Annotated in this window: 14 protein-coding genes; 2 read left to right on the top strand and 12 right to left on the bottom strand. The window is 40.7% G+C overall.

What is annotated here, in order from left to right:
- Window positions 1-31: 31 nt before the first annotated feature.
- From proB to argR, 7 genes are all read right to left on the bottom strand, one after another.
- Window positions 32-1,123, bottom strand: a complete 1,092-nt coding sequence (gene proB / locus GR929_RS06450; protein ID WP_159518119.1) for a glutamate 5-kinase — start codon at window positions 1,121-1,123, stop codon at window positions 32-34.
- Window positions 1,124-1,135: 12 nt separating this feature from the next.
- On the bottom strand, window positions 1,136-1,933 hold the full coding sequence (proC, locus tag GR929_RS06445; protein ID WP_159518118.1) for a pyrroline-5-carboxylate reductase: 798 nt from the start codon (window positions 1,931-1,933) through the stop codon (window positions 1,136-1,138).
- A 12-nt stretch (window positions 1,934-1,945) separates the two neighbouring features.
- Window positions 1,946-3,091 (bottom strand): aspartate aminotransferase family protein, encoded by a 1,146-nt coding sequence (locus GR929_RS06440; RefSeq protein ID WP_159518117.1) that lies wholly within the window; start codon window positions 3,089-3,091, stop codon window positions 1,946-1,948.
- A 12-nt stretch (window positions 3,092-3,103) separates the two neighbouring features.
- The gene (argC, locus tag GR929_RS06435) at window positions 3,104-4,072 is read right to left on the bottom strand and encodes an N-acetyl-gamma-glutamyl-phosphate reductase (RefSeq protein ID WP_159518116.1); all 969 of its coding nucleotides are present in this window, start codon (window positions 4,070-4,072) and stop codon (window positions 3,104-3,106) included.
- 15 nt (window positions 4,073-4,087) lie between these two features.
- The gene (locus tag GR929_RS06430) at window positions 4,088-5,281 is read right to left on the bottom strand and encodes an argininosuccinate synthase (RefSeq protein ID WP_159518115.1); all 1,194 of its coding nucleotides are present in this window, start codon (window positions 5,279-5,281) and stop codon (window positions 4,088-4,090) included.
- 108 nt (window positions 5,282-5,389) lie between these two features.
- A complete protein-coding gene (locus GR929_RS06425; protein ID WP_235934111.1) occupies window positions 5,390-6,124 on the bottom strand; it encodes a GNAT family N-acetyltransferase in 735 nt (244 codons plus the stop codon).
- Window positions 6,125-6,142: 18 nt separating this feature from the next.
- Window positions 6,143-6,625 carry an arginine repressor gene (gene argR / locus GR929_RS06420; protein ID WP_159518114.1) on the bottom strand — a complete coding sequence of 161 codons (483 nt, stop codon included), beginning with the start codon at window positions 6,623-6,625 and terminating at the stop codon, window positions 6,143-6,145.
- Window positions 6,626-6,873: 248 nt separating this feature from the next.
- On the opposite strand from argR, the gene carA reads away from it, so the two are divergent.
- Both carA and carB read left to right on the top strand, forming a co-directional pair.
- Window positions 6,874-7,962: a glutamine-hydrolyzing carbamoyl-phosphate synthase small subunit gene (gene carA / locus GR929_RS06415; RefSeq protein WP_159518113.1), complete on the top strand. Its 1,089-nt coding sequence runs from the start codon at window positions 6,874-6,876 to the stop codon at window positions 7,960-7,962.
- A gap of 19 nt (window positions 7,963-7,981) precedes the next feature.
- The gene (gene carB / locus GR929_RS06410; RefSeq protein ID WP_235934108.1) at window positions 7,982-11,218 is read left to right on the top strand and encodes a carbamoyl-phosphate synthase (glutamine-hydrolyzing) large subunit; all 3,237 of its coding nucleotides are present in this window, start codon (window positions 7,982-7,984) and stop codon (window positions 11,216-11,218) included.
- 258 nt (window positions 11,219-11,476) lie between these two features.
- Here carB and GR929_RS06405 read toward each other — a convergent pair whose 3' ends face one another.
- From GR929_RS06405 to GR929_RS06385, 5 genes are all read right to left on the bottom strand, one after another.
- Window positions 11,477-12,784 (bottom strand): PAS domain-containing sensor histidine kinase, encoded by a 1,308-nt coding sequence (locus tag GR929_RS06405; protein ID WP_159518112.1) that lies wholly within the window; start codon window positions 12,782-12,784, stop codon window positions 11,477-11,479.
- Between the two features lie 232 nt (window positions 12,785-13,016).
- The gene (locus tag GR929_RS06400) at window positions 13,017-14,267 is read right to left on the bottom strand and encodes a DUF1015 domain-containing protein (protein WP_159518111.1); all 1,251 of its coding nucleotides are present in this window, start codon (window positions 14,265-14,267) and stop codon (window positions 13,017-13,019) included.
- Window positions 14,268-14,394: 127 nt separating this feature from the next.
- A complete protein-coding gene (locus tag GR929_RS06395) occupies window positions 14,395-15,315 on the bottom strand; it encodes an NAD(P)-dependent oxidoreductase (RefSeq protein ID WP_159518110.1) in 921 nt (306 codons plus the stop codon).
- A 144-nt stretch (window positions 15,316-15,459) separates the two neighbouring features.
- Window positions 15,460-16,536: a 3-phosphoserine/phosphohydroxythreonine transaminase gene (gene serC, locus GR929_RS06390; protein ID WP_159518109.1), complete on the bottom strand. Its 1,077-nt coding sequence runs from the start codon at window positions 16,534-16,536 to the stop codon at window positions 15,460-15,462.
- 179 nt (window positions 16,537-16,715) lie between these two features.
- Window positions 16,716-17,459 carry a 2-phosphosulfolactate phosphatase gene (locus GR929_RS06385; RefSeq protein ID WP_159518108.1) on the bottom strand — a complete coding sequence of 248 codons (744 nt, stop codon included), beginning with the start codon at window positions 17,457-17,459 and terminating at the stop codon, window positions 16,716-16,718.
- Between the last annotated feature and the right edge of the window lie 111 nt (window positions 17,460-17,570).

The following is a 17,570-nucleotide window of genomic DNA, read 5'->3' as shown; positions in this document are numbered from 1 at the left end:
AATAACGATTCTGAGTCAGTATTTTAATATTTTATTCTTCGCTTAAATATAAATAATCATAATGAACCACCGGTTTTTGTCGGGGAGACTGGCCTTCAACTTTTACTTTTTCAGCTGAATATTGCGATTTTCCCCAGCCTACCAGCTGTCCTTTTTCATCAATAATTTTTACAATGTCGCCGCGCTTAAATATCCCTTTAACTTCCATCACACCAATGGGTAATAAGCTGGTTGCCTTTGATGAGAAGAGTGCTTCCTTAGCCCCCTGATTAATGACCAACTCACCTTTGGCAAAGCTATCGGAATAGGCGATCCACTTCTTCACATTGGATGACTTCCGACCATCATGATCAAAATAGGTATGTTTCACCTCTTTATCTTTGCTCAGGATATCAGTAATAATAAAATCGCGCGAACCATTGGCAATGTGAACAGCAATACCCTCTTTAGCAGCTTTACGTGCTATTGAGCTTTTTGTTAGCATGCCTCCCCTGCCAAATCCTGATTTTTGAGTAGAAATATTTTTCATCCACTCCCGCTCATTCAGACCGATTTTTTCAATGATCTTAGAATCGGTAGAATTCGGATCTCCATCATAAATCCCGTCAATATTGCTAAGAATAATCAGTGCTTCCGAGTTTTGCATGGAAGCAATCAAGCCCGACAACTCATCATTATCGGTAAACATCAGCTCGCTAACCGAAATGGTATCATTTTCATTTACAATCGGCACCACCCCATTATCAAGCAAGGTGGTGAAGCAGTTTTTCATATTCAGGTAATGATTCCGATCACTAAAATTATCTTTTGTGGTCAGCACCTGCGCACAGGTAATATCATGCTTATTGAAAAATTCAGCATAATAATTGATCATTTTCACCTGACCAACAGCCGACCACAATTGCCTCGAAGAAACAGTGTCCAGCTTCTTCGTAAGTTTTATCTCCCGGCGTCCGGCTGCCACCGCACCCGACGACACCAAAATCACTTCAACACCCTTTTTATATAGGGTTGCAATTTGGTCTACCAAATGCTCCATGCGGGCAACATTCAATGTTCCATCAGACTTTGTTAGAACGTTACTACCTACCTTTATGGTAATTTTTTTATAGTTGTAACTCATTCCTATCCGGTTCTATCCGCGATCAATTTTATTAAACGATGCGATAAGCCCCTGGATAACGGAAGAGCTAAATCCTTTGTGTTCCATTTCATTAATTCCGGTAATGGTCACTCCCCGTGGGGTAGTCACTTTATCAATCTCGCGTTCGGGATGATGACCGGTATTCATAATCAGCTGAACAGCCCCTTTTACGGTTTGAGCCGTAATAAACTGTGCCATCTCTGCACCAAATCCCATCTCCACACCACCTTGCATTGCTGCACGTACATAACGCAAAGCGAAGGCTGTTCCACACGAAGCCAACACGGTGGCCGCAGCCATTAGTTCTTCTGTTATCACTACCGTTTGTCCTAACTGATCAAACAATTCTTTTACAGCTCCCAAACTCTCTTTTGTGTTACCATTTCCTGAAATACAGGTCATCGATTCCTGTAAGGAGATTGCGGTGTTCGGCATTACCCGAAAAATTTGCGAATCCTTGCCAACAAGTTCTTCCAAATCAGCCAGGCTCACTCCCGCTGCAATAGAAACAAGTAATTTATCGAGGGTTAGTGCCGGCTTTATTCCGTTAATCACCTTTTCAATGTGGTACGGTTTTACTGCAAGCACAACCATATCAGCGTTTTTTACTGCTTCTATATTCTCCACATACGTTTTAACGCCCTTGGCTTTAAAACCTTCCAGAACCGACTCCCGAGGATCAGTTATTGAAATTGATGATGCCTCAATGTATCCCGACTTCAATAAGCCGTTAACAATGGCACCGCCCATATTTCCTGCTCCAATGATGGCAACTTTTCCAACTTTCATTTTTTGTATCTTTTAGTTTGAATGAACAGTTAATTCATTCAATACTTTTGCAAATTTTTCTAAAAAGTAATCCGCCTGTTTCATTGTTAAATTCAACGGAGGAAGTAAACGAATAATATGTGCTCCCGAAACTCCCGTAAATATTTTTTCTTCGAACAGTAATTTTTGGCGAATAGGCTTTATTTCTGCTTCAAACTCCATCCCAATCATCAAGCCTTTTCCGCGTACTTCTTTAATTTCCTCAAATTGAGCCAATTTTTCAATCAGAAAGGCACCAACTTTCGCTGCGTTTTCAACCAACTGTTCCTGTTTCATGATTTCTAAAACAGCACTGCCGGCAGCACAAGCCAAATAATTGCCGCCAAAGGTAGTTCCTAACATACCAAACCAGGGTTTATATTCAGGGCTAATCAACACTCCCCCAATTGGAAATCCATTTCCCATTCCCTTAGCCATGGTAATAATATCCGGTTGGACATCAGTATATTGAAATGCAAAAAACTTTCCGCTCCGTCCATAGCCTGATTGAATTTCATCCAAAATAAGCAAAGACCCGAATTGAGTGCAAAGGTCGGACAATTTTTGAATAAAATCAGGGTCGGGCACATGAATACCCCCAATTCCTTGGATTCCTTCCACAATAACAGCAGCTACATCTTTCGCTTTTAAGTGTTGCTCAACTTGTTCAATATCGTTTAGCGGTAAAATCACCGCATTTTCATTCTCATTAATCGGCGCAATAATCTTTGGATTATCGGTTACCGAAACCACCGCCGAAGTACGTCCGTGAAAGCCTTTTTTAAAGCTAATCACTTTTTTACGCTCAGTTACGAATGAAGCAAGTTTCAGTGCATTTTCATTTGCCTCAGCTCCCGAGTTACACAAAAACAGCTGATAATCGTCGAAACCTGAAAGCTCACCCAGCTGGTCGGCCAACTGCTTTTGTTGTGGAATTTTTACCGAATTGCTGTAAAAACCAATTTGCTCCAGTTGCTTACTAATTTTAGAAACATAAACCGGATGACTATGCCCAACAGAAATAACCGCATGTCCCCCATATAGATCGAGGTACTTGTTGCCGGCATCGTCCCATACATAGCACCCTTCGGCTTTCACCGGAGTAATGTCAAATAATGGATATACGTCGAATAAATTCATGCTAAGCGTATTTTAAAATGAAACCGGTTTTAAACTCAATCCTGCTTTCTCATCGAGGCCAAACATCAGGTTCATATTCTGAACAGCTTGTCCGGATGCACCTTTCAACAAGTTATCGGTAACACTCAATATTAGCAATTTGCTACCATGTTTTTCAATATGAAGCACGGCCTTGTTGGTGTTAACCACTTGCTTCACATCCGGATTCTCATGGGTCACAAATACAAACGGATGATCGGCATAAAAATCTTCGTATAATGTTACAGCTTCTTCAACTGTTCCTTTATAATCAGTGTAAACAGAAGCAAAAATACCTCTTGTATGATTTCCGCGAACCGGGACAAAATTGATATCAAAATCAAACGATTCCTGTAGCTGCTTAAAGCTTTGCCCAATTTCGCCCAAATGCTGATGCTGGAATGCTTTATAAACCGAAACATTACTGTTCCGCCAGCTGAAATGTGAGGTGCGGCTAGGTGCTTGCCCGGCTCCGGTTGATCCGGTAATGGCAGTCACATGCACTTCATTTTGCAATAATCCGGCAGAGGCCAGAGGCAACACGGCCAACTGAATGCCCGTTGCGAAACAGCCGGGATTAGCAATTCGTTTCGATGAACGAATTGCCTCCCGGTTGATTTCAGGTAATCCATAAATAAAGTCATTTCCTTCAGCCTTTAACCGGTAGTCATGACTCAAATCGATAATTCGAATTGATGCTGGTATTGAATTATTTTCTATGAATTCTTTCGATTTTCCGTGTCCCATACACAGGAAGATAACATCAGCTTTGTCAAAGTCAGGTTCTGCAATAAACCTTAAGGTCGACTCCCCGATCAAATCGCGATGTACTTCTTCGATTGGGTTTCCTGCATTGCTGCTACTTTGAACAAAAGCGATTTCTGCTTCCGGATGGTTCACTAAAATTCGGATCAGCTCACCAGCTGTATATCCTGCTCCTCCTATTATTCCTACTTGAATCATGTGTTCTACTCCGAATTAAAATTTCTTATTCACTGAGTTGTATATTTTCAGCGATGTTCCTAATATCTTGGTAAAGCCTTTTACATCTTGACTTGTCCAGGCTTTGTTCATTTCGCCATATTCGCCAAAGTCTGATTTCATCAAATCGTATTCTGATTCAACACCGACTAACACAAATTGGTATGGTTTCAGCTTAATGATCACCTTTCCGGTTACTGTTTGCTGTGTATTTTCGAGAAATTTTTCGATGTCGCGCATCACCGGATCAAGGTAAAGCGACTCGTGTAAAAACATACCGTACCAATTGGACAACTGTTCTTTCCAATACATTTGCCATTTCGTTAGTGTATGCTTTTCGAGCATTTGGTGTGCCTTAATGATCAACATTGGTGCCGCAGCCTCAAAGCCAACGCGCCCTTTGATACCGATAATCGTGTCACCAATATGCATGTCGCGACCAATCGCGTATGGTCCGGCAATAGCCTCCAACGCACGAATGGCATCTACAGTATTGTAATATTTTTTGCCGTCAACGCCCTTTAGTTCACCTTCAACAAAATCAAGCGTAATTTCTTTTTCCTCTTTTTCTTTTAATTGCGACGGGTACGCATCTTCTGGCAGCGTTTGCTCTGAAGTCAGCGTTTCTTTTCCACCAATACTTGTTCCCCACAGTCCTTTATTAATCGAGTAAGCCATCTTACTCCAATCAGCTTCAACACCGTGTTCTTTCAGATAATTAATCTCGGCTTCGCGTGTTAGTTGCAAATCACGTGTTGGAGTCAATATTTCAATATCGGGAGCCAATACTTCAAAAGTCAGGTCAAAACGAACCTGATCGTTTCCAGCTCCGGTGCTACCATGAGCCACATATTTTGCTCCTATTTTTTTGGCATATTCAATAATGGCAATGGCTTGAAAAACACGCTCCGAGCTCACAGAGATAGGATAGGTATTGTTACGCAGCACATTTCCATATACCATGTAGCGAATACATTTGCTGTAATACGTATCGGTAACATCCAGCGTCACGTGCTTCGCTGAGCCTAACTCATAAGCCTTCTTTTCAATATCTTTTAGTTCTTCGGTTCCAAAACCACCGGTATTAGCAATTGCCGTGTAGACTTCTAAGTTTTTTTCTACTGACAAATACTTCGCACAAAAGGAAGTATCCAAACCGCCACTGTATGCTAATACTACTTTTTCTTTCATCTTATTTTATTGTTTTAAAAAGTGATGACACCAAATCAGCATTTCTACTGAAAACTTACAACTTTACTAACCTTATTTTCCCTCGACTATTTACAATCTTCGGGTTTATCATTTAAAGAAAATTAATCCTGAAATGACTGCCGAAACAGTGCCATCACTAATATTTTGTTTTATTCGTTTAAACATGCTAACTCCAGAGTCCTTGCCGTTTGATTTTGGCTTTAACTTGCCTATCATCTCCATTAGAGAACTCCTCTTGGGTTTCTCTTCTTTCTGCTCCTTTTCTTCCTTTGGTTTCTTTTCCCAAGCCGGATCGAACAACATCCCTGTACACAAACACTTTGAACGACCTGTTCGGGTTAAAATATCATAATTCACACAACTCTGACATCCTTTCCAGAAACTCTCGTCTGTCGTTAACTCCGAGAAAGTTACCGGACGATAACCCAATTCATGGTTAATCTTCATTACAGCAAGCCCCGTTGTCAATCCAAAGATTTTCGCATCAGGAAATTTCGTGCGCGATAACTCAAACGCCTTCTTTTTAATTTCCCTAGCCAATCCAATTCCACGGTAATCATTCACCACAATTAGCCCTGAGTTGGCAACAAATCGGTTGTGCCCCCACGACTCGATGTAGCAAAACCCGGCAAACAACTCTCCCTCTAAAGCAATAATTGCTTTACCTTCCATAATCTTATTGGTAATATATTCGTCTGACCGACGAGCAATACCGGTTCCCCGCTCTTTCGAAGCCAGATCAATGCTATCATTAATCCGGGAAACATATGGTAAGTGAGCAACATTAGCTGCTGAAACTATAATATTTTTAATGTCTTTCATTTAGTCAATTTCCATCCTCTATCCTAACTTGTCTTCCAGCTTTGGCATCACCAGTATCAAACTATTAATTAAATCGCTTGAAGTCACTCCTTCTCTCATCACCAACAAAATCGTGTCATCTCCAGCAATGGTTCCAATAATCTCATACGGATCGGCATTATCTAAAACGGCAGCCAAACTACTGGCATATCCGGGGCGAGTTCTTAAAACGGCCAAATTACCGGAAAATCGTAAATCCCGAAATCCATCCACCAAAAAGTTCACCCGTGTATTTTCATGTTGTGGCTCCACACTCACCCCTTCAGGAATAACATACACATATCCCCTTTGGGAATGTGAAACTTTCGCCACTTTCAAAATTTTTAAATCGCGCGACAAAGTGGCTTGTGTCAAATCAAAGTCTTCTTCTTTTAATTTTCCAAGCAACTCTTCCTGACTACTAATTTCATTGGTTGTAATGATTTTTTTTATAGCCAATTGCCTTTTCGTGCGATTCTTCATTTTGTATATATATTCAATACTCTTGCAAAAATATGCATTTTTTATAAAAAACAAATTCTAATTCCAGAATTATTTCTATTTTTGTACCCGAATTGTTCAAGAGGAAACATTTAACCGAAATGAACGTTCTCGAAGTATTAAAATATGACGGAGAAGAATAGATATTTTATAAACGAAATAAGCACAATGCGTTTGCCCTACTTTTGGTAGTCAGACGCATTTTTTTTAATCAATAAGCGATTATTACAATGACACAGGCAAAGAAAGTCAGTTTGGTTTTAGAGGATGGGACCAGGTTTGAAGGAAAATCTTTCGGATACGATCAATCGATAGCAGGGGAAGTGGTTTTTTACACCGCCATGACTGGTTATCCTGAAAGTTTAACAGATCCTTCATATACCGGTCAGATTTTAGTTTCTACTTATCCGATGATTGGAAATTATGGCGTTCCAAAGAACATGCAAAACGATGGAATCCATGCACACTATGAATCACACAAAGTGCATATCAGTGGATTAATCATTTCAGATTACTCTTCAGAATATAGTCACTGGAATGCCGAGAAAAGCTTGGGCGAGTGGTTAAAAGAATCGAAGGTTCCGGGACTTTACGGTATTGACACACGCGCTTTAACGAAGATTTTACGTGTAAAAGGCTCCATGTTAGGAAAAATTGAGTTCGAAGACGAACCGATTGACTTTTACGATCCGAATAAAGAAAACCTGGTTGCTGTTGCCAGCACAAAAACGAAGGAAGTATACGGAAACGGGGAATACAAAGTCGCGTTGATCGACTGCGGTGTGAAAAACAACATCATCCGCTGTTTGCTCGAACGAAATACCACCGTCATTCGCGTGCCTTGGGATTACGACCTGTCAGATGAAGAATTCGATGGTGTATTCATTTCCAATGGACCCGGTGATCCTGCTCGCTGCGACGAAACAGTTAAAAACATACAAAAGGTGATGGACGACGAAAAGCCCATTATGGGAATTTGTCTGGGAAATCAACTTCTTGCTCGTGCCGCAGGAGCTGAAACCTACAAATTAAAATTCGGACACCGCAGCCACAATCAACCGGTTTTACTAAATGGTACTGATCGTTGTTTTATTACATCGCAAAATCACGGGTATGTCATTGACCCTAAAACACTTTCTGCTGACTGGGAAGTTCTTTTTACTAATGTAAACGACAACACCAACGAAGGGATCAAGCACAAAACCAAGCCTTTCTTCTCAACCCAATTTCATCCGGAAGCATCGAGCGGACCGGTTGATACGGAATATTTGTTTGATGAGTTTATCCAGAATATTGTTGAATTTAAGCAGAAAGCCTAATTAAATAACACAGCTTAAGATGAGTAACCAGATAAATAAAAGAATAAAAAAAGCAATCGTCCTTGGGTCAGGAGCATTGAAAATTGGTGAAGCCGGCGAGTTTGACTATTCCGGATCACAAGCACTGAAAGCCCTAAAAGAAGAAGGTGTTGAAACAGTACTGATCAACCCGAATATTGCGACCATTCAAACATCGCAGGAAATTGCTGACAAAATATATTTTCTACCGGTAACCGCTTTCTTTGTTGAGCAAGTAATTAAGAAAGAAAATCCTGATGGTATTCTTCTGGCCTTTGGTGGTCAAACTGCACTAAACTGTGGTGTTGATTTATTTCGGAATGGAATTCTTGAAAAATACAACCTGGAAGTTGTTGGAACTCCGGTTCAGTCGATTATTGATACGGAAGATCGCCAGATTTTTGCGGGCAAGCTTGGTGAGATTGAAGTAAAAACACCACGAAGCTTGGCTTGCGTCAATATGACTGAAACCATGGAAGCCGCCAGGAAATTGGGTTATCCAATCATCATTCGGGCTGCCTATACGCTTGGAGGACTTGGAAGTGGTTTTTGCAAAAATGATCAAGAGCTGAAGGAACTCGCATCAAGCGCATTTTCTTACTCTCCACAAATCCTGGTTGAAGAATCATTAAAAGGATGGAAAGAAGTAGAATATGAGGTTGTTCGCGACCAATACGACAACTGTATTACCGTTTGTAACATGGAAAACTTTGACCCGCTGGGAATTCACACCGGGGAAAGCATTGTCGTTGCTCCATCACAAACCATGTCGAATCGAGAGTATCACAAGCTACGTGCAATCTCAATCAAAATTATTCGCCACATTGGTGTCATTGGAGAATGTAATGTTCAGTTCGCGCTCGATCCATTCTCCGAGGATTACCGCGTCATTGAAGTCAATGCCCGTTTGTCTCGTTCATCTGCATTGGCATCGAAAGCCACCGGATATCCACTGGCATTTGTTGCAGCAAAGTTGGGACTGGGTTACGGCTTGCACGAACTAAGTAACTCTGTTACCAAAGTTACAACCGCCTGCTTTGAACCTGCACTGGATTATGTGGTTTGTAAAATACCGCGTTGGGATTTGACCAAGTTTAGTGGTGTTTCAAAACAAATCGGTAGCTCGATGAAATCGGTTGGCGAGATCATGGCTATTGGACGAAGCTTTGAGGAAGCCATTCAGAAAGGAATTCGGATGGTTGGAATCGGCATGCATGGGTTTGTTGCGAACAACGAAGAAATTACAATAGAAGCAATTGACGAGGAACTGACACGTCCGACCGACCGTCGGATATTCGCGATTGCAGCTGCGTTTGCAAAAGGATACTCGATTGAAGATATCTACCAGAAGACAAAAATTGACCGTTGGTTTTTGCAGAAACTGTATAAAATACACCTGTTAAAAGAAGAACTTAAAGAACCAAAAAGCTTAAAAGAGCTAAGCGACGAATTGTTGCTCTCTGCTAAGAAAGCAGGGTTTTCAGATTTTCAAATAGCACGTTTGGTTTTAGAAGCTCCAAACAACGAGATGAATGCGAAATTGGTGGAGGTTCGCGAACACCGGAAAGCAAGAAATATCAAGCCGGTTGTCAAACAAATTGACACGCTGGCCGGTGAATATCCTGCGCAAACCAACTACCTGTACATGACCTACAATGGAACTGAGCACGATATTGAGTTCCCCAAAGATAATAAATCAGTCATTGTACTTGGCTCCGGAGCTTACCGCATTGGTAGTTCTGTTGAGTTCGACTGGTGTTCGGTAAATGCCATTAGCACCATTCGCAAAGAAGGTTACCGTTCGATCATGATCAACTACAATCCGGAAACAGTAAGTACAGATTATGACACCTGCGATCGCCTGTTTTTTGACGAGTTAACCTTCGAACGTGTGATGGATGTGATCGACCTGGAAAACCCGAAAGGAGTTATTCTTTCGGTAGGCGGACAAATACCAAACAACCTGGCAATGAAACTGGCCGGGCAAAACGTTCCAATTCTGGGTACTTCGGCACAAAAAATTGACAATGCAGAGGACCGTAAAAAGTTCAGTTCGCTGTTGGATGAGCTAGGTGTTGACCAGCCAAGATGGAACGAACTAACGAGCATTGATGATATTTACAAATTTGTTGAAGAAGTCGGGTATCCGCTACTCATTCGCCCTTCATACGTACTCTCCGGAGCTGCAATGAATGTTGTTTCAAACGAGGAACAACTGGAGCATTTCTTGCAACTAGCTGCTGACGTTTCAAAAGAGCATCCGGTCGTTGTTTCAGAATTTATCGAGCTGGCCAAGGAAATTGAAATTGACGCTGTTGCTGACAAAGGAGAGATGGTAGCTTATGCTATTTCGGAGCACGTGGAGTTTGCCGGTGTTCACTCCGGAGATGCAACCATCGTTTTCCCTCCACAGAAATTGTATGTGGAAACCATTCGCCGCATCAAGAAGATTTCAAGGGAGATTGCGAAAGCGCTTGAAATCTCAGGTCCTTTTAACATGCAATTCCTGGCAAAAGACAACGACATTAAAGTAATCGAATGTAACCTTCGTGCTTCACGGAGTTTCCCATTCGTATCGAAGGTTATGAAGTTTAACCTGATTGAACTTGCAACACAAGTCATGCTGGGAGTTCCATATCAGACACCAGACAAATCATTATTTGAACTTGATTACGTTGGGGTGAAAGCGCCACAATTTTCGTTTGCGCGTTTGCTGAATGCCGATCCCGTTTTGGGAGTTGACATGTCGTCGACCGGAGAGGTAGCATGTATTGGTGAGAATTTCTACGAAGCCATTTTAAAATCAATGCTTTCGGTTGGATATAATTTCCCAAAGAAGAACGTCTTGATATCATCAGGACCTGCGCGCTCGAAACTGGAAATGCTGAACAGCGCGCGCTTGTTGGTGAAAAAAGGGTACAATGTTTTTGCAACAGAGGGAACCCATCGCTTCCTACGTGAAAATAAAGTAGAATCGACCATGCTGCACTGGCCGGACGAAGAGGATCAACACCCGAATACCGTTGAATATCTTCGTGAAAAGAAAATTGACCTTGTCGTTAATATTCCGAAGAATTACTCGAAACGAGAACTGAGCAACGGTTACAAAATACGTCGTAATTCGATCGACTACAACGTACCACTAATTACCAATGCTCGCGTGGCAAGTGCATTTATTCATGCCTTCTGCAATCAAACACTGGAAGACATCACCATCAAACATTGGGGTGAATACTAGAAAGATTTACAAATCTAGAATATCAAACAAAGCCGGCTCAAAATTTTTGAGTCGGCTTTGTTTGTTTTATTTAGTCTAATTCAATCTCCTAATTGACTAAGTTTGGAATAAGCTTTAAAGTAAAACACAGTATTTCAATCTGATTCCTGAGGTAACAAAGGTTTAGAAACGATGGTAGTCAACTGTTTTCTGATCAATCCAAACTCATAGAAATCTATCGAATTAACAACACATCATTTTACTGATCGCAATTTCAGGTTAATTAGCCCGGGGCAACTCAACAAAGAATGAGGAGCCTTCGCCCTTTTCACTTTTCGCCCATATCTTTCCATCGTGTCTTTCGATAAATTCTTTGCACACAATCAATCCTAAACCACTTCCTTTTTCATTATCGGTGCCGAAGGTTGATTCGTGACTTTGCATACTGAATAACCTGTCCAGTTTTTCCTGAGTTATTCCAATGCCATTATCCTTTATTTCAATAACTATCGATTGATTATCTTTCTCTGGTAATGCACATAGCTCAATACGTCCGTTTCTTGGAGTAAATTTGATCGCATTCGCTGTAAGATTGCGAATTACTGTTCGCAACATGTTCTGATCAGCATACACGGCAAGCTCTTCTCCCACCTGCCCGGTCAATTTTATCTTTTTAATATGTGCTGTTCCACTCAGGGTATCAATAACTTGATTTACCAACTTACTTAGCTGAATATGAACAGGATTAAATGATGCCATTTCTTTTTGCATCATCGCCCAATCCAACAAATTTTCGAGCAAACTATAAGTTTCATTTGCAGTTAAATTTACTTCCGCAGCATATTGAAGCAATGTTCTACGTTCCAATTGTTCCCCATCTTCCTGGATCAAATCGCAATAACCCAAAATAGCATTAAATTGGTTTTTAAGATCGTGTGCAATAATAGAGAGAATTTTATCTTTTGCGATGTTCAAATCCCTCAATTTGGCTTCGCTTTTCTTTAAAGCTTCCTCAATCTTTTTCTTTTCGGTATTATCTTTCACATAAGCGATTAAACGCCGCTCTCCATCAAGAGTGATAAATTTGGTATTTATTTCAGTTGGGAAAACGGTCCCATCCTTTTTGACATTCTCTCGCTCCAAATAAACATCTTCTGTAGCCATTTCATCCGGAATAAGGTCTGGAATAAGGTCTCTGAATTCAGAGGAAACCAGATCCCGAAGCGACAACTTCAGCATTTCCTCCTTTGTGTAGCCAAACATCCTATGCCCCTGGGTATTACATTCCAAAATATTTCCACGCTCATCTTCGATATAAATTCCATCCAGAGATTGATTAATCAGCGTTTGGTATTTTTTTTCACTTTCTTTAAGTGCAGTTGTCTTTTTCGTATTTCTGTCTAACAAATAGCCAATCAGACCTCCGGTTATTCCACCGAGGCAAAGAATAAGCAAAATACCATCCCAAGAGACAGAACTAACTTTCAGGACAAATTCCCTAAAAATCATTAACAGCATTAAAATTATCCCCCCAAGCAAGGATCCAACGATGACCTTACTAATCGAACGCACATATCCGGATCTCATAAACAACAAATTTGAATAGACCTTTCCAAGTCTAATGATCAAAGAGAAAAATCACATTACTAGTTCCGTCGATTTCCAAGTTAAGGAAAAATCTGTTTGAAAATTTCAGTAAAAAAGTATTACACAACACAAAATAAAAAGCTTCGAATACACCTTAAAACGTGACGAAAAAGCATAAAAAATCCCAGTCAAAACTACTGACCGGGATTACAATATTGAGTGGCAAATATCCTTAGTCCAATTTATGAATGACCAACCCGGAGCGTAATTTTGGTTCGAACCAGGTCGTTTTTGGCGGCATGATGTTTCCACTATCTGCAATGTCAATCAACTGTTGCATTGAAACCGGATAAAGCGCAAAGGCAACTTTCATCTCGCCACAATCCACCCGTTTCTTAAGCTCTTCCAGTCCGCGAATTCCGCCAACAAAATCAATTCGTTTTGAAGTCCGCAGATCCTGAATATCAAAAATTGGCTCCAACACTTGACTCGACAAAATCGTTACATCCAGCACTCCGATTGGATCATTATCATCATAAGTTCCTTCTTTGGCTGTCAGTTTATACCAATCGCCGGCGAGGTACATGCTCATTTCGTGCAGCGTAGTTGGCTTGTATATTTCCGAACCTATTTTCTCAATTTCAAAGCCCGCACTTAATTTGTCAACAAGTTGTTCTTCGCTGAGGCCATTTAAGTCTTTAACAACCCGGTTATAGTCAATAATCGCCAGTTGGTCATCAGGAAAATGAACAGCCATAAAATAATTGTACGACTCATCTCCTGTATGATTTGGATTTTGAGCCTTCTTTTCCAAGCCAATGCGGGCAGCAGCAGCGGTTCGATGATGTCCATCAGCAACATAAGTCGCAGCTACCTTAGTCGCAAACAACTCCTCAATTTGTTGATTTACACCATTCTCGTTGATTGTCCAAAACTGATGTCCAAAGCCATCTTCGGCAACAAAACTGTAATCCGGCTCTTTATTTTTCACGATCGAAGCTACAATCTTATCAATTTCAGGCACGGCTTTGTATGAAAAAAATACCGGTTCAATATTCGCATTTAAATAACGCGTCAAAATCATGCGATCTTCCTCTTTATCCGGTCGGGTGAGCTCATGTTTCTTAATCACTCCATCGTGATAGTCATTGCAGGCAGCAGCACCAACAATTCCATATTGCGTGCGCCCGTCCATGGTTTGCGCATAAATATAGTACTTGTCGTTTTCATCTTGTTTTAGCCAACCTTTGTCCTGAAATTTCTTAAAATTTTCAACCGACTTATTATATACTTCTTCCGAGTGAACATCGGTTCCTTCAGGGCAGTCAATTTCGGCACGGGTGATGTGCAACAGCGAGTTCTCCTTGCCCTCTGCCATGCGTGTTGCCTCTTCCGAGTTCATCACATCATAAGGCAAACATGCTAAATCTGCAGCAATCTCCCGAGGTGGTCTTAGTCCTTTAAACGGTTTTATCGTAGCCATTTTTTCAAATTTTCGAGTTTATCTTGACGGATATCAAATTGTAACGAAAATACAATTGATATTTCAAATACACACAAAATGAGTGTAAAAGTCTGTTTTTTTATTCCGATTTTGAAATAGTTTGTTGCTACTTGTTGACCTGAAAGGTTCGATCATTGTTTTCGAAAAACCCAACAATTTGTTCTGCAGCTGCAACTCCTGCATTTACATTTGCTTCTGATGTTTGTGCACCAATCTTTTTAGGGCTGAAAAAATATCGCCCGCTGAATTCACTTTGAAAATGATCCACACAGTCAGGAGCAATATCCGACAAGTATTTCACATCTTTTCGTTTAGTCATAAATTCACAAAGATCTTCCTCATGAATTACTTCTTTACGAGCCGTATTTACGATTAAGGCATTTTTCTTGAGATGCTTTAAAACTGGCATGCTTACCGACTTGATGTGTTCTCCACGGGCCGGCACATGAATCGAAATGACATCAGAAACCGCATAAAGCTCTTCAAGCGATTTAGTAACCTCCAACCCTTCGGAAGAGGCCTGAGCCTTACTGAATCGGGTAAACACTTTTACATCCATACCAAACCCACGGGCAATTCGGTGTACGTTGCGGGCAACATATCCATATCCATGTAACCCAAGGGTTCGTCCGCGTAATTCTCCACCTGAAGTTCCATCGAAAAAATTACGCAAGCCATAAATGGCTAACCCAATCGCTAGTTCAGCAACGGCATTGGAGTTTTGCCCGGGCGTGTTCATCACACAAACATCCTTTTCTTTGGCGTAAGCAGAATCAACATTATCGTAGCCTGCTCCTGCCCGAACAATTAATTGAAGCTTTTCTGCGGCGTCAAGCACTTCCCGGTCAACTTTATCACTGCGAACAATTAAAGCATGAGTAGTTTTGACTGCTTCAAGCAAATCTTGTTTTTGCTGATACTTTTCAAGGAGTTGAACCTGGTAGCCCGTCTTCTCGAAAATTTCACTCATTTGAGCAACCGCAGCCGGCGCAAACGGTTTCTCGGTTGCAATTAATACGTTTGTCATTTTATTCAATTTTTAAGGTTAAAATAAAATGTCATTGCAAGCCAAATCGAAGTAACTCAGCAGTTACTTTAGCCGTTCCTCATGCTTTAATGACTTCAAAAAAACAAAAGGTGGAAATCAATCCACCTTTCTATATAAAAGAACTTATTTTACATGTGTTTTTTCGAACTCCTGCATGCAATCGATCAATGCCTGAATGCTCTCTTTAGGCATGGCATTGTAAATTGATGCACGGAAACCACCTACAGATCGATGACCTTTGATGGCCGACATTCCTTTTGCGGTAGCAAATTCAAGGAAGTCTTTTTCCAATTCCTGGTAACCGTCATTCATAATAAAGCAAACATTCATCAACGAACGATCTTCTTTATTCAATACGGTTCCTTTGAATACTGGATTGCGATCAATTTCGTCATAAAGCAAAGCTGCTTTTTCCTCGTTGATTTTCTCCATTGCAGCAACTCCACCTTTTTCTTTCAACCACTTGAGGGTTTGCAGGGCCGCATAAATTGGCGTTACAGGTGGTGTATTAAACATGGAACCACCATCAATATGTGTTTGGTAATTCAACATGGTTGGAATCGGACGATCTACTTTTCCTAAAATGTCGTTTCGAACAATTACAAAAGCTAATCCTGCCGGAGCCAGATTTTTCTGCGCTCCACCGTATATAATTCCATATTTGGAAACATCGATCTGACGAGAAAAAATATCAGAAGACATATCGCAAACAACCGGAATATCCAGGTCAAAATCTTTACGAATTTGAGTTCCGTAAATGGTGTTGTTCGATGTATAGTGGAAATAATCGGCATCAGCCGGAATTTCATATCCTTTTGGAATGTAATTGTAAACGGTGTCTTTCGATGAAGCAACTTCAACAACCTCTCCAAAGAATTTTCCTTCTTTGATTGCTTTTGACGACCACGAACCTGTATTTAGGTAGGCAGCTTTAGTTTTCATCAGGTTGTACGGTACCATGCAGAATTGCAAGGAAGCACCTCCGCCAAGGAATAACACAGAATAATTATCAGGAATATTCAGTAGTTCGCGAAACAACGCTTGTGTTTCTTCCATAACAGCGACAAATTCTTTTCCGCGATGCGATACTTCCATCACAGAAAGACCAGTGCCTGCAAAATCTTTAATGGCTTCAGCCGTTTTCTCAATCGTAAATTGTGGTAAAATTGAAGGTCCAGCTGAAAAATTATGCTTCTTCATGTTGGTATAATTTTTTAAGGGTTAAAATTATTTCTATGTTATATGTGTTGTTCATTCAAATTAACTGAAAATTACCTTTTTTATCTGTGAGAAATATCAGTCAAATGAAAACAGGCGCAAGTTATAAAACATTAATTTACAACAGGCTGTCTTCGTGATAGAAATCATCAAAAAGTTGACTACTTTTTATTTGTTCCGTTCGTTTTCGAAAGCAAACGGCCATCAGAATAATAAGGGATTAAATCAGTAAAATCCAATTGATGGCAAAACTCAATGCAGTCATCAAGGCCTTTACTGGCCAAACGTCCTTTTTGAGCTGTCTTCAAACTATATTGGTTTAAATCGTTTTTTGCGATCGACCATAAATCCGTAGAAGCCGTCACCGCATCGCAAATACTATCATAGTTGCCCGAAGCCAATAAACGTTCCGCCAAAGCGCCGGCACAAACCGTATCTTCCAAGCTAAAACGATCTTTCCACGATGCACAAAAAAGAAGTACCGGCGCATCTTGTTCAATCAAATACCCGGCAAGCGCCGACAGGTTAAGAAACGAGCCAATAAGCACCTCTTTGGAATGACTGGCCATATGAATGCAACGCGTACCATTTGTGGTTGAGTAAACAATGTCTTTATCCTTAACTTTATCTACACTAAAATTGAATGGCGAATTCCCGAAGTCGGCAAAGTCGAGCACATAGCCATCGCGCTCGGAAGCAACGGTGTACCCTTCTTCCTTTTTTTGCCTCGCTTCTTCAACCGTAGCAACCGGAATAATTTGTCGTACTCCATTCGCAAAAGCTGTGCAAATTGTGGATGTTGCCCGCAGTACATCAATTACCACCACAATATTTTCGTTGTTGGCATGTTTATCGTAAATCGCCGGTGATAAACAAACCTCCAACTGACGTTTTTTCTTATTCATAAATGTCGGTAAACTTTCGAGCAGCAAAGATAAGCCTCTATTCAGAAATACTTCGATTATTTCGTACGATTTGTACAATTGTTAAGCTTTTGTAATGACGGTATTCAAATG

This window comes from Sunxiuqinia indica (genome assembly GCF_009847015.1).
In the GTDB taxonomy this organism is placed as follows: Bacteria; Bacteroidota; Bacteroidia; order Bacteroidales; family Prolixibacteraceae; genus Sunxiuqinia; species Sunxiuqinia indica.
The sequence above is the reverse complement of the archived record's forward strand: the minus strand, read 5'-3'. Positions and strand labels throughout refer to the sequence as shown.

Bases quoted from the DNA above. Each gene is read 5' to 3' on its own strand.
- GR929_RS06440 (WP_159518117.1), bottom strand. From the start codon at position 3,091: ATGAATTTATTCGACGTATATCCATTATTTGACATTACTCCGGTGAAA.
- GR929_RS06405 (WP_159518112.1), bottom strand. From the start codon at position 12,784: ATGAGATCCGGATATGTGCGTTCGATTAGTAAGGTCATCGTTGGATCC.
- argC (WP_159518116.1), bottom strand. From the start codon at position 4,072: ATGATTCAAGTAGGAATAATAGGAGGAGCAGGATATACAGCTGGTGAG.
- proC (WP_159518118.1), bottom strand. From the start codon at position 1,933: ATGAAAGTTGGAAAAGTTGCCATCATTGGAGCAGGAAATATGGGCGGT.
- argR (WP_159518114.1), bottom strand. From the start codon at position 6,625: ATGAAGAATCGCACGAAAAGGCAATTGGCTATAAAAAAAATCATTACA.
- GR929_RS06425 (WP_235934111.1), bottom strand. From the start codon at position 6,124: ATGAAAGACATTAAAAATATTATAGTTTCAGCAGCTAATGTTGCTCAC.
- carB (WP_235934108.1), top strand. From the start codon at position 7,982: ATGAGTAACCAGATAAATAAAAGAATAAAAAAAGCAATCGTCCTTGGG.
- carA (WP_159518113.1), top strand. From the start codon at position 6,874: ATGACACAGGCAAAGAAAGTCAGTTTGGTTTTAGAGGATGGGACCAGG.
- GR929_RS06385 (WP_159518108.1), bottom strand. From the start codon at position 17,459: ATGAATAAGAAAAAACGTCAGTTGGAGGTTTGTTTATCACCGGCGATT.
- proB (WP_159518119.1), bottom strand. From the start codon at position 1,123: ATGAGTTACAACTATAAAAAAATTACCATAAAGGTAGGTAGTAACGTT.
- GR929_RS06400 (WP_159518111.1), bottom strand. From the start codon at position 14,267: ATGGCTACGATAAAACCGTTTAAAGGACTAAGACCACCTCGGGAGATT.
- GR929_RS06395 (WP_159518110.1), bottom strand. From the start codon at position 15,315: ATGACAAACGTATTAATTGCAACCGAGAAACCGTTTGCGCCGGCTGCG.
- serC (WP_159518109.1), bottom strand. From the start codon at position 16,536: ATGAAGAAGCATAATTTTTCAGCTGGACCTTCAATTTTACCACAATTT.
- GR929_RS06430 (WP_159518115.1), bottom strand. From the start codon at position 5,281: ATGAAAGAAAAAGTAGTATTAGCATACAGTGGCGGTTTGGATACTTCC.